At 55.2% G+C, this 12748-nt stretch carries 10 protein-coding genes; 3 read left to right on the top strand and 7 right to left on the bottom strand.

The annotated features are described in order from the left end of the window. The 4 genes from Q8O73_RS08645 to Q8O73_RS08630 all read right to left on the bottom strand — a co-directional run bounded on the left by Q8O73_RS08645 (nucleotide 1) and on the right by Q8O73_RS08630 (nucleotide 5676). Nucleotides 1-1365 (bottom strand): DUF2336 domain-containing protein, encoded by a 1365-nt coding sequence (locus Q8O73_RS08645; protein ID WP_305557590.1) that lies wholly within the window; start codon nucleotides 1363-1365, stop codon nucleotides 1-3. Beyond that, nucleotides 1362-3083, bottom strand: a complete 1722-nt coding sequence (locus Q8O73_RS08640) for a diguanylate cyclase domain-containing protein (RefSeq protein WP_305557589.1) — start codon at nucleotides 3081-3083, stop codon at nucleotides 1362-1364. The genes Q8O73_RS08645 and Q8O73_RS08640 overlap by 4 nt, the downstream gene beginning before the upstream one ends. Beyond that, nucleotides 3080-4855, bottom strand: a complete 1776-nt coding sequence (locus tag Q8O73_RS08635) for an EAL domain-containing protein (RefSeq protein ID WP_305557588.1) — start codon at nucleotides 4853-4855, stop codon at nucleotides 3080-3082. The genes Q8O73_RS08640 and Q8O73_RS08635 overlap by 4 nt, the downstream gene beginning before the upstream one ends. A gap of 143 nt (nucleotides 4856-4998) precedes the next feature. Beyond that, the gene (locus Q8O73_RS08630) at nucleotides 4999-5676 is read right to left on the bottom strand and encodes a GGDEF domain-containing protein (protein ID WP_305557587.1); all 678 of its coding nucleotides are present in this window, start codon (nucleotides 5674-5676) and stop codon (nucleotides 4999-5001) included. 173 nt (nucleotides 5677-5849) lie between these two features. On the opposite strand from Q8O73_RS08630, the gene Q8O73_RS08625 reads away from it, so the two are divergent. Continuing rightward, nucleotides 5850-6170: a DUF5818 domain-containing protein gene (locus tag Q8O73_RS08625; RefSeq protein ID WP_305557585.1), complete on the top strand. Its 321-nt coding sequence runs from the start codon at nucleotides 5850-5852 to the stop codon at nucleotides 6168-6170. A 12-nt stretch (nucleotides 6171-6182) separates the two neighbouring features. Here Q8O73_RS08625 and Q8O73_RS08620 read toward each other — a convergent pair whose 3' ends face one another. Continuing rightward, on the bottom strand, nucleotides 6183-6776 hold the full coding sequence (locus tag Q8O73_RS08620; protein WP_305557583.1) for an SPOR domain-containing protein: 594 nt from the start codon (nucleotides 6774-6776) through the stop codon (nucleotides 6183-6185). 2 nt (nucleotides 6777-6778) lie between these two features. Next, the gene (locus tag Q8O73_RS08615; RefSeq protein ID WP_305557581.1) at nucleotides 6779-9163 is read right to left on the bottom strand and encodes a Lon protease family protein; all 2385 of its coding nucleotides are present in this window, start codon (nucleotides 9161-9163) and stop codon (nucleotides 6779-6781) included. Nucleotides 9164-9362: 199 nt separating this feature from the next. Here Q8O73_RS08615 and Q8O73_RS08610 point away from each other — a divergent pair, with 199 nt between their 5' ends. Together Q8O73_RS08610 and Q8O73_RS08605 are read left to right on the top strand one after the other, a co-directional pair. Further along, nucleotides 9363-10322 carry a PaaX family transcriptional regulator C-terminal domain-containing protein gene (locus Q8O73_RS08610; protein WP_305557579.1) on the top strand — a complete coding sequence of 320 codons (960 nt, stop codon included), beginning with the start codon at nucleotides 9363-9365 and terminating at the stop codon, nucleotides 10320-10322. Between the two features lie 64 nt (nucleotides 10323-10386). After that, the gene (locus Q8O73_RS08605; protein WP_305557577.1) at nucleotides 10387-11259 is read left to right on the top strand and encodes a hypothetical protein; all 873 of its coding nucleotides are present in this window, start codon (nucleotides 10387-10389) and stop codon (nucleotides 11257-11259) included. 6 nt (nucleotides 11260-11265) lie between these two features. Here the strand turns inward: Q8O73_RS08605 and Q8O73_RS08600 are convergent, their stop codons facing one another. Then, nucleotides 11266-12714, bottom strand: coding sequence for a PLP-dependent aminotransferase family protein (locus Q8O73_RS08600; RefSeq protein ID WP_305557575.1), 1449 nt, complete (start codon nucleotides 12712-12714; stop codon nucleotides 11266-11268). Nucleotides 12715-12748: the final 34 nt, after the last annotated feature.

Genomic DNA, 12748 nt, shown 5'->3' with positions numbered 1-12748 from the left:
TCAACGCAGGCCGACAGTGGCCATGCCGGTAAAGAATTCCAACTGCCATTTCATGTCTTCCTCGCTCAGCGGATATTGATTGCCGCTGCGCGGGTTCAGGGTCTGGCTGGGCGGAACATGCCCCAGCTTGACCTGAATTTTAACTGCCAGATCAGCAGGAAGACCAGCCTTCCATGCCAGCGATACAACGCCTTTGGCCGAATGGGTATTAAGCACCTTTGAAACCGCTTCGGGTGGAATTCCGGCCAGAACGGCAAGGGCCGCCCGTGCAAATTTGACATCATTGGCGGCAATGGCGGTGGCAACTTCCTTGTCGGTCAGTTTACCCTTGGCATGCAGGGCAAGGGCTTTGTCGAAGGCCGGTTCTTCTTCCTCTTCCTTCGGGGTGTCCGCAGTCTCTGCAACCGCTTTGCCCTTTGTCGATTTGCCACCGCTTTTTCGTTCCGGGGCAGGGGATTCGTCGCGTTTGTCAAATTCACCCGATGCAATGCGGCGTTCGACGACATCGCGCACGGCAGCGATCTGGTCTTTTTTCAAATCCTTGCGGTTTTCCAGAACCTTGATCAGGCTTTCGGCCACAAACCGAGCCAGTTTTCCCGCCGCCGTTGGGGGCAGTCGGGGGCGATGGACCAGGGGGCCATGCCAGTCGGGAATGTCGGGTGCACGATCGATCAGCTGATCAAGGGTTTCTTCGCGAATCTGGGCCGATTTATTGCCCAAAAGATGTGAAATGGCATCGGTATCGCTGCTCGCCGCAATGGCATCGGCCAGTTTTTCGCCCACATTGCGCCGACGCGAAATGAAACTGAGCGCCCCCTTGGCCGTGCCGGCCTCGATAATTTCCAGAAGATCAAGTTCATCAAGCACCGGCGAATATTGCAGGATCGGACCGCAGACGACACTTTCGGTATCGCGGGCCAGTTGCTGAATGATCGGTTGCGGGGCGTTGGCGATGTCCTTGAGGGTTTCGGCAATCACCTGACGCACATGCACGGCCTGATCGCGTGCCAGTTTGTCCAGTGCCTGATAGGTCATCTGGCGCAGTTTGTCGGTTTCGTTCGGGGTCAACCCCGCCGCCAGATTGGCAATTTTCTGCGCCAGACTGCCGCGCACGGTTTCATCGCGGTCATCGGTCAGCAGCAGGTCGGCCTGTACCGGGGTGGCCTCGTTTTCGGCGATCTGGCGACGAACTGAACTGTCGGCATCGGTTGCCAGATAATACAGGATTTCCGGTTTGGTATCATGACGGCGTGCCAGTGTTCCGCGTGTTTTGGCATCATCGCTGGCAGCCATGTCGCGCGATTCCTCATAGGAAATCGGCACTTCGGTTCGCCGTGCAAAAACCCGCTGTAGAAACCCTTTCATCGGGTGGATACTCCCTGGTCGTCTATTTCGGCCGGATGGTCAGACCCGGCAGGCGCGGCCACGCCAAAACTGCCTTTGCCACTTTTCTTGACCTGATACATCGTGCTGTCGGCGCGTTGTACAAGGGCATCAAGGCTTTCATCTTCGCCCGACTGATGGACGGCAATACCGACCGAAATGCCAAGCGGTTTGTCCGTACTGCCGGAAAAAGGCTTTAAAATGTCACTGGCGGCAATCAGCAGGCGGGCGCGTTTGACCGCCGTTTCCTCGTCCGCACCATCCAGCCACAGGACAAATTCATCACCGCCCAGTCGGGCAACAAGATCGGTCGGTCGGGTGTTGTCGTTTAACAGGCGGGTAAGGGCAAGGATCGCCTCGTCACCGCGTTGATGCCCGTGGACATCATTGACCAGTTTGAAATTATCCATATCGACATACATCAGGGCTGCCGGACGGTCTTCGCGGCGCAGGCGGGCATAATGACGGGTTAATTCATCAAAAAACGCCCGCCGGTTCAACAGACCGGTCATGCCATCGGTTCGCGACAGGGTGACAATCCTGTCATGGTTGGCGGCCTGTTCAATCGCGATGCCGACCTGATCGGCAACCTCGGTCATGATGGCACGTTCCCCGGCATTGGCAGCGGGATGTTCGCCGTCAAAAATGAAAATAACTGCCCCGTTGATATGTTGGTGATAATGGCATTGCAGGGCCATAACCCTGAAATCACCAAGGGGGCCATCAAAGCTGTCTGTGCCGTCTTTCAGGCTGATAATGGCCTGATCTGCGATCTGGCGCAGGGTGTCTTCGCCGTGATGGGCAATGATTTTCAATTCATGATCGGTTGGATCAAGCTGATATATAGTGCATCCGGTACAGACCAGTGCGCGTGCGCTGGCATCGGCGGCATTTTGCAAGACGGCCCTGGGGTCAATTTCATCGCGCATGGTGCGGACGATATAGGTCATCAGCCGGTCACGATTTCGCGCCGTGGCGATTTCAACTTCGCGGTGGCGCTGTTCGGTAATGTCCTGTGCCAGTCCGCGTGCCCCGACCCAGCGCCCGTCGCGGCTGAAAATCGGGGTGGAGGATACCGACAAACAGGCCGCCGATCCATTCGCACGGCGAAACCAGATCGGCACATCGCGGACGGCCTTCTGGCTGCGGAAAACCACATCGGAATCGCGGTCCGCAGTATCAAGCAAAAATTCCGATGGATCGCACCCGACCAGTGTTTCGGCGCGATAATCGACCGCCCCGCGCGGGGAAACAAAAATGAATTTTCCGGTTTCGTCGGTTTCCCAGGCAAAGGCCGAAGATACTTCGACAATATCGCGATAGCGCTGACGCGAATCAATCAGGGCATCGCGCAAATTGCGATCCATGCTGACATCGCGCGGCAACATCAAAACAAGGTCGTCCTGCATGGGCAGAACGGTGAGTTCAAGGGTGGCGGTGCCACGCTGAACCTCGAAGGTCATCATTTCAACAACCCCGCCCGGTGTTCTCAGCGCACGCCCCACCAGTTCGATGATTTCAGGAAACAGACCTTCGCGAATGCCCTCGGCAAAACCGGTGGCATTTTTATTGGCAAATAATGGCGTGCCACGGGAATCCATAACCATCACGGGGGCTTCTGCCTGTGCCATGACGGCGGGATCAAGTTCGAAACGAACCGGTGTTGTTTCCGGCGTCGGGTTTGACAGGAAGGATTTCATGATTTTGCCCCGGATGTTGCGCCATCCAGCGAGGCGGCGATGGTTTGAGGGTGGCCAAAATGATAGCCCTGCCCGAATTCAATCCCCAGATCGCGGATTGTTTCGAACGTAGCATCGTCATGGATCATTTCGGCGATGGTGCTGATATTCAGTTCACGGCACAGAAGGGCAGTGGCCCGGATAAAGGCCCGGCCTTTCTGATTGGCAAGGGCGGTTTGCATGGCCTTGCCATCAAATTTGATGATGTCCACATCAAGCGCGCTGAGATATTCAAAATTTGCCGCACCGGCCCCAAAATCATCAAGGCAAACCAGATGCCCGCGCCGCCGCAAACGTTGCAGGATGGCGTTGACATCGGGCAGGCTGATGATGCGGGCAGTTTCGGTGACCTCGAACAGCAAACTATTCGGGGCAATCGCATGCTGATCAAGCAGGGCTTCAAGGGCGGTGATAAATTCCGGTTGTTCCAGAGAATGACCTGACAGATTGACCGCAATCTGATAATCGCTCTGGTTGTGGGGTGATTCCAGAAACGCAAGTATTTTGCCGCACATTGCCAGATCAAAATCCGTAATCAGGCCAGTGCCTTCGGCAAAATGAATGATCTGGTCCACGGCAAGGTTACCTGTCGGATCGTTAAACCGTGCCAGTGCTTCGTAATGATGCATTTGCTGGGTGTTCAGATCGACAATCGGTTGCAGGGCAACACCAAATGACCCGCTTTGAATGATTTCGCGAAAGGCGCGCACCGATTTCAGGGTTTCCTGAATCAGGCGAGGCATGCTGGCCGACAGACGTTCGGCGGTCACATCGCTTTCATCATTGGCTTGCAGGCGGTTCAGCGCATAGGCAACCGCACGGGTCAAATTGGTTTCCGTGCCGTTTCCGGCAATGTCGGGTAAATGATGAACAGCACGGGCGATGTCGTAATCCTGCCCGGCAAAAATCTGCCGGTCTTCGGAATGTTTCTGTGTCCCGGCAATTGTCTGATGCGGGTTGGTATCGGAGAGAGTCGGATCGTCCAGATCGGCGCGCAAGGCACTGGCATAGGCGACAATGCGCCGTTCCAGATCGATCATCGGTTCGTGCATGGCGCGATTGCCCCCGGTCAGTGACAGGGTTGTGGTTTCGCGTCCGCGCATGCGGATCAAGCCGGCCAGTTCGCCTGCGGCATCGGTTTCGGCCTTGCTACGCGATGCCGCCAGATTTTCAAGGACAATAAGGGCTTCGTTATGCGTCAGCGGGATTGTGTCAACGGTATGTTTTGCCGATTGATCGGGTAAATGACGGCGACGGGTGATGAAATTGTTCTGATCGGCAGCAACCAGCGTATGTTGCAGGACCATACAATCAATGCCAGACCGGGCACGGGGCCGGATGGCGCGGTGGCGCACCGCCAGATAATAGCGCGTTATCCGGTCCGAAATCAGATAACCGCTAAGCGATACCGGGATAACCGGGCAGGGCGATTCTTGTTCGGATGTGTCGGGCAGGCGCAGGCTGATATCAAGTTCTTCAAGGCGTTTGATGCCGGGGCCTACATGTAGATAGGCGCGTAGCAACGGTCGTTCCTCACGCAATGCCAGACGTTCCAGTGCTTCGCCAACCAGCCGGTCCGGCGGGCAACCCAAAAGACTGTCTGAGGCCCCGGCGGCAAACAGGATGTATCCGTTTTCGTCAATTTCCAGCAGGATATCGGCCCAGCAAAAAGCCATCGCTGCCAGAAGGTGGCGATCACTGTTTTCGGTATGATCTGCGGATATTGAAGTCATGGACAAACCGTCACCCTGCCAAACTGTCTGTGTGCCGGGTGGTTCCCGTCCACAAATACATCGTCTGTTGTTTCAGATAACGATTATGCAGGGGTTTATAAAGGAAAAGACAGAAAAAATACCTGTCAGAGCTGAACAACAGGTCAGGCTGCGTTAATGTTTGCGGCATTCTGGCGGCGGCGGGCATTTTTCTGAACATACATGTTTTCATCGGCCGTCTGCATCAGGGCATCGACCTCGTCACCGGCACGATAAATGCTGTGTCCGAAACTGGCGGCGACCGAAAGGTGAGCCTGCTGCCATGTCAGCGGATGATTCTCGATGGCGTCACTGATTTCATTGATTTTTCGCTGGGCAATTGCCGGATCTGCTCTGGTCAGCAATACGGCAAATTCATCGCCGCCCAGGCGGGCGACAAAATCGTCGGCACGAATATGACGGCGGATCAGTCGGGCCAGATGGCACAACAGGGCATCTCCGGCGGCATGACCATGCTGATCATTGACTGCCTTGAAACCGTCAAGATCGGTAATTAACAAAATACCTGTTTCATTGTGACGGCTGGCCTGAATCAGGACTTCGCGCAGACGACGGGTAAAGCCGCGCCGGTTATAAAGCCCGGTCAGTTCGTCGGATTCGACAAGTGTTTCAAGCTGGTTGATACGAGCCTGTTGATGATCAAGTTTGCGTTGCAGCGTTTCGGCCAGTTCCAGCAGGGTCGAAACAGTTTGCGTTCGCGCAAATTTATTGTGCGCGGACGTTTCCGTTTCGGAAATATCCTGTGATAGCTGTTGCAGATAAAGAAGGTCAGCATCGCTCATCGAAGGGTCTTACGTCCTTTGTACAATGACATTGCCCATTGAAACGCGTAGAAGATCAAACCATAGACATACAGAATTATCATTAACTTTTACAGACCAAGGCGTTACAAGACTCTTAACGTATTCCGGACGGTTTTGTGACGCCGGTTTAATTTGTTTTCAGGAGACTGGCGATGAAAAACGCCTCGAGACCCGCAATTTTGAAAACGGGCCTGCTGCTGGCGCTGATGATGACACTGGCGGCGTGTGGCAGTTTGCAGCGCGACAATATGACGCTTGCAGGGGATATTACCGATCATGGGCGCGAATGCGTGACGTTCCGCGCCGAGGATGGCACCCTTTATGCGTTGGCAAATGGCGCGTCGCGGTTCCGCCCCGGCGACAAGGTGCGTGTTACCGGGCACGAAGCCCTGATGACCACCTGTCCGGAGGCAACGACCCTGATTGTCGATAAAATCGTTCTGCTGACACCGGCACAGGATACAGCGCAATAAGTACTGCGCCATTTACGGCTGCATGACAAAGCAATCCGTGCCGTCAGCCTTAAGCTGACGGCATTTTTGTTCGGCGTCATCCAGACTGGCAAGTCCGCCAAGATGCAAACGGTGCAATTGCCCGCCGATTCCATGTCCGCCGGGGCTGATCTGTTTTTGATAGGTTCTGGCCAGATCGTCATAGCGGACCTTGAAACTGGCCCAATAGGTTTCGGCGGCAATGGCATCGGCGAAAATGCCCAATTGAAGGCTGGCCGGTTTGGGGGGCATTGTCGCTGCTGCCCTTGTGGCATTTACGCCCGTGGAGGTCTGTTTGCGCACCGGCTGGCGATGTCCGTGATCCTGACGATATTGATCCGACAGCGATACCGGTTCATTGGAGACGGTTTGGGATGTCGGGGCGGTTGCAAAAAGCGGGTGGGGTGTCTGGGCCGGGACGATTTGCCGGGCATGTACCGGCAAATCGTCGGGGATTGCGTCCAGCCCGCTTTTGACCGGGGCCGTATCACTTTGCGCCAGTGCCATTTTAACCGTCACGACAATCGCAAGGGCTGTGCAGACCTTGCCTGTCCATCGCGGTCGCAAAGGCGCAGGACGCGGCATCATGGTTATTCTTCCTGCCGCGCCGGATAGGCATGGCGATCACGCAAGATGATGTCATTGCGTCGCAATCGGGCCATCGCCTTGCCAAAAATCGTGCCTTCGGGGTAATTGCCATCGGCAATATCGCCGCAGGGCAGGCCGGTGAGAAGCTCTATCGCCTCGTTGATATGATCAACCGTCCAGATGTTGAATTTACCTTGACGTATGGCCTGTACCACCTCGTCGCGCAGAACAACATTTTCGGCATTGGCGGTTGGAATGATTACGCCCTGATCGCCGGTAAAGCCCTGATCGGCACAGATGCGATAGAAACCCTCGATCTTGTGGGAGACGCCGCCCACGGCCTGCGCTTCGCCAAACTGGTTTAACGACCCGGTGACGCCGATATTCTGTTTGATCGGAACATTGGCGACGGCAGAAATGATGGCACACAATTCCGCCATTGATGCCGAATCCCCTTCGATGCCGCCATAATTTTGTTCAAAAGTGACCGAGCAGGCAAAAGACAGCGGAAATTCCTGCGCAAAGCGGGATTTGAGGAAACCCTCAATCGTCATCACCGATTTTTGTTGTAGTGGACCGGAAAGATCCACCATGCGCTCGATATTCAAAACCCCCAGGCTGCCGACATAACTGCGTGCCGTGATGCGGGATGGCAGGCCGAAAACATGGTCGCCGTAATCAAGTACCGTCAAGGCATTGACCTGCCCGATTACGCTGCCAAAACTGTCAATCAGCACTTCACGGCGTTGCACCCGTTCGTGCGATCTGTCTTCAAGGCGGCTGTTGCGGTGGCGGCGTTCCTCGATGGCGCGTTTGACATCGGCCGCGCGGATGCAATCTCGGCCATCGGCCTTGGCCAGTGATCCGGCTTCGATGGCGACGTCTTCGACCTGTTCGATCTGGGCCGTCAGTTTATCGCGTTCCCCGGCCCAACGTGCTGCCTGTCCCAGCAATTGCCGGATCGCCCCGTTTTCAAGCGGAATTCCGGCGCGGGCCATCGCCGAATCTCGCAACAGGCCAGTATAGATAGCGATGTTTTTGGCAACCGCAGGCATGTCGGCGTCGATATCGGCCTTGACCCGGAAATGGTTGCGGAAATCCACATCCAGCGAAAAGAAGGTATAATAATATTTCGGCGCACCGACGATCACGACCTTGACGTCCAGCGGGATCGGGCGCGGTTCCGGGGAACCGGCAATCGGCGGGCCGGATTTCTGATGTTCTTCGATGCGGATTTCACGGTCGCGCAGGGCAGCTTTCAGGAATGACCAGCTTTCTTCATGTTCGACAAGTGATTCGGCACGCAGAACCAGAACGCCGCCATTGGCGCGATGCAATGCACCTGGCTTGATCAGCGTGAAATGCGGATGCATGCCGCCGCCCATCGGGCGGTACTGAATCTGGCCAAACAGATTATCGTAACTGGGGCTTGGTTCCAGAACGATGTCGGGATGTTCGTCGCGTGAATGGTCAATCAACAGATTGACGGCATAACGGTCTTCGACCGTTTCAGGCATTTTGCCATCGCCGCTGTCGATGGCGGGTTGGTCGCCTGCTTCTTCAAAGGCGTCGATATTATCCAGAATATCTTTTTCCAGCGCCTCGAACCAGGCCTTGAGACCGGGGGCAGTAAATTTGTCACGCAGTTTTTTGATGCGGGGTTTCAGGACAACCTTTGCCGCCGACCGGCGCAGTGCAGTCATGGTATCGCCAATCTGATCTTCCAGATCGCGTGAGGAGATCAGGGTCTTACGTGCTTCTTCGGCAACAATGTCAAAGGCAGCCTCGGCGGCCATGCGGCGTGCCTTGGGCAATTCATCCATTGATACCGGTTCGCCTTCGGCGCTAAGTGCGACAATCATTACGCCTTTTTCGTTTTCCTGAACATCAAGGCCGCGTTCCTGCGCAAAGTCGCGCAAGGCATCGAATTTTTCCTTGACCTGACGTCGCGGTTCTTCGGTCTGGGCCTGTGTTTCGGTCAGGTGAGCCGGAGCGTTAAAGGCCGCCGAAAAGGCTTCGCGCAGATGTGAAATCAGGGTTTCCATCGCTTCGGTCAGGCGGATGCCTTGACCCGCCGGAAGGGCAAAGGGGCGGGGGCGGTGGGTGCGGGAAAAATTGTTCAGATATATCCAGTCCTGCGGGGCCGGGCGTTCATTCATCGCCTTTTTCAGGTAATCAAGCGTCGCCGTCATGCGCCCGGCACGATCAATTCCCAGAACAAAAATATTAAAACCGGGTTCGGACATCGAAAGCCCGAATTTCAGGGCTTCTGCCGCCCGGTAATGGGATGAAAAGGCAAAAAATTCGGAAACCAGATCTTTGCGCGGGCTGCGAATGTTGAAATGCGGGAATCCGCAATCTTCGGCGTCGAGGCGGGAAATCGGCATTTTGTATCTTTCTGCTGCGCAAGGGGGCACGCTAACCGTTAAAAACCGGTCACCTGCCTCCATCTTGGAAGCAAGCCATATCAATGGTCAAGCGATGATATCTGTTTTCGCGCAGACAAAAGTCTGACGGGTTTTTTGTGTGTTTAAATGATACGATATTTTCAGATTTGGTAAAAGTTTGTGTCAACCGAGGGTGGCGATGGTACGATCCAAAATGGTCCGGGATCAGGGTGCGGACAGTCCGGTACAGCGAATTTGCGACGATATCCTGGCAAAGATTGATGTGCCGGGGCGAGCGATTATCGTGACCTTGCTGTGCGATGTTTTGCGCCCGCGCGGCGAGACGATTTACCTGTCCTCGCTGATTGGCATGTTGTCGGTTCTGGGGGTAAATGAACGGCTGGTGCGTACGGCGGTTTTTCGTCTGGCCCGCGATGGCTGGCTGGATGCCAGCCGCACGGGACGCAAGGCGGTTTATCGGGTCACGCAACAGGGATGGGGGCGAATTGATCCGGGTTGCTGTCAATTTTATCAGCCGGTCGGGTCGGACTGGGATGGTAAATGGACCCTGATTTTTCTCGATAATCAACGGACAACTGCGGAACAACGTCGGGCGGCTGCCCGTATTCTGGGCTGGCGCGGCTTTGGCATGGTGGCGGGCAATGTGTTTGCCCATCCGGGAATCGACCTGACACTGACTGGCGATATTCTGGGCGAAACCGGGCTGACCGGGGTGGCGATTGCCTTGCGGGCGGAGTCGCAGGATATTTCATATACAGCGGCTTTGGGCGATATGGTTGCCTCGACCTGGAAACTGGACTGGTTGCAGGCGGAATATGTGCGGCTTTTGGACCTTTTTGCGCCACTGGCGACCTGTGATCTGACGCGGGAATGCACGCCCGGCCTGGCCTTTACCGTACGTCTTTTGTTGATGCATGGTTTTAAGGAAGTCGTCTTGCGCGATCCGGGATTGCCGCCCCATTTGTTACCCGATGACTGGGCTGGATATCGTGCCAGAACCCTGATTCGCGATTTGTATTGGCGACTGGTGCCATTGTCCGAACCCTTTGTTACCCGGATGCTGGTCGATGGTAATGATGAAACTGCCAGAAAACCCGCCGAATGGTTCCATGACCGGTTGGGTGGTCCTGCCTTGTAATTTTAAATCACCATACCCATTAAACTTATAAGAATGATTTTGACAGTTGATCAGGATGCGCAGCATGTGGATGCGTATGGTGTGCGGATTCTGGATGGTAATGATGGTTGTGCCTGTTATTCAGGCGCAGGAAGTCGTTCTGACCTATCGTCCTTATTCCGATCAGGATGTGCGGTATCACTATCCCGAAGAATTGCTGCGTCTGGTGATGGCCCGAACCGAAGAAAAATATGGCGCAGCCATTGTGGTGCAATCGGACTTTTCCTTTTCCCGTGACCGGACAAAACTGGAAATCGAAAAAGGCCAATATCTCCATGTCATTGCCGAAGCCCCCAAGCCCGGCTGGGAAGAGGATTTGCTGCCGGTCAGGATTCCCATTCGTAAGGGCATTCAGGGATACCGGCTGTTTTTGATTCACAAGGATAATGTCGATGCCCTGAAACAGGTTCGGACATTGGAGGAGCTTAAGGCCTTTCCGACCGGATCAGGGGTGCAATGGTCTACACAGGTCGTTATGGAGCAGGCAGGTTTTGATGTTGTTGTCGGGGCCAGCTACGAAGGGCTGTTTCAAATGCTTGATATCGGGCGGTTTGTGACATTTGGTCGTGGGATGAACGAGATTTTTGACGAATATGACGCTCAGAAAGACATGTTTCCCGATCTGAGAATCGAAGAAACGCTGGCACTCTATATTCCCCTGCCGACCTATTTTTTCGTCACCCCGACTCGTCCTGAACTGGCACATCGCATCGAAGAAGGGCTGTTGGCGATGATTGCCGATGGCAGTTTTGATACGTTCTTTTTGCAATATCATCAGGAAATGATCGACAAAGCGCAATTAAGTCAGCGCCGAATATTCAGGCTGCCCAACTCCAATCTGAGCAATGAAACACCGTTGCTGAACCCGCAATTCTGGTATTTTCCCCCACAAAGCTAAGCGGGATTACATCACCGCAGCATCGCTGAATTCGCTGGTTTGCATCAGGCGGTCCAGAATCAGGGCCCCTTGTTTCAGGCGTTCGGTCGATTGTTCCGCCCCGAAGCTCAGGCGTAACCCACGCGGGGGGATGCCAACTGCAAATTGTTGGGCCGCTGTCAGTAAAACCCCGTTATTGGCGGCATTCATCACCAGTTCGCTGGTGTCGATATGGGTGGGCAGGGTCAGCCAGATGTGATAATTGGTTGGGTGAAAGCGTACATCATATCCCTTGAGCGTCCCAAGGATAACGCCCAGACGTCGGGCGGCTTCTTCGCGGTGCCAGGCTTCGTAGCGTGCAACACTGCCATCCTGAATTAGGCGCGATACCAGTTCGACATTAATTCCCGATGCCATCCAGCAGGTGGTACGGATGCCGCTGGCCAATTTGGCGGTCAGTTCAATCGGAGCATGAATATAGCCAACCCGCAGGCCACCACCGACACTTTTGGATACACCATCCAGATAAATCGCGCGTTCCGGTACAAAACATGACAGCGGCGGTGGGGCGTCCGGGTTCAAAAAACTGTAAATGCCGTCTTCGATCAGGATCAGATCATATTTGCGCAGGATTTCAGCAATCCGCATACGGCGTTCGTGGCTCATGGTGCAGCAAAGCGGATTGTGCAAGGTTGGCATCAGGTAGATGGCGCGCGGCGACTGGGTGCGACAGACAAGTTCCAGTGCGTCGGGGCAAATGCCTTCGTCATCCATGGTTATTCCACGCAGGCGGAACTGAACCATCGCCGCCAGACTGCGCAAATTCGGATAGGTCAGTTCTTCGCACAGGACCAGATCGCCGGGGCGGACAATCGTCATCAGCGATACCGTCATGCCATGCTGAACCCCGGCCGTTGGCAGGATGCGTTCCGGATTGTCATCCAGCCCAAGTTTCCCGGCCATGCTGGCAAGGGCGCGACGGTGATGGGGCATGCCATATTCGGTTTTATAGGCAATCAGATCATCAAGCGGTACCGTGCGCGACATGTCGCCCAGAACGTCGCGGATATGGTTTTCCCGCGGCGGCAGGGGGCAATTCATGCGGAAATTGATCGGGCCGCTTTCGGCCAGATTGTCATTACCCGCCACATCGTCGCGGGCTGAGCGTTTGCCGTGTTCGTTGCTGAATTGGGCGGCCTGTTGCGGTGTCATCATCGGTAACGTTACACCGGGATCGCCCAGAATATATGTCCCGCGACCAACTTCACCTGCCGCCAGCCCCAAACGTTCGGCCTCGCGATAGGCTCGGGTTACGGTGCCGACGGTCACCCCCAAATGATAGGCAAGGTCACGATGGGTCGGCAGCCGGTCGCCGGTGCGCAATTGCCCCTGTTCGACGGCATTTCGGATGGCATGGGCAATCTTGCGATAAACCGGACCATTGCCCGCCGGAAGCTCTGGAAATGACATTGTCATGGTGACAATGTTTAAATTGACACAATCGCGATGT

It is taken from the genome of Thalassospira sp. (assembly GCF_030690045.1).
GTDB lineage: Bacteria > Pseudomonadota > Alphaproteobacteria > Rhodospirillales > Thalassospiraceae > Thalassospira.
This window is presented reverse-complemented; position numbering and strand designations above follow the sequence as displayed.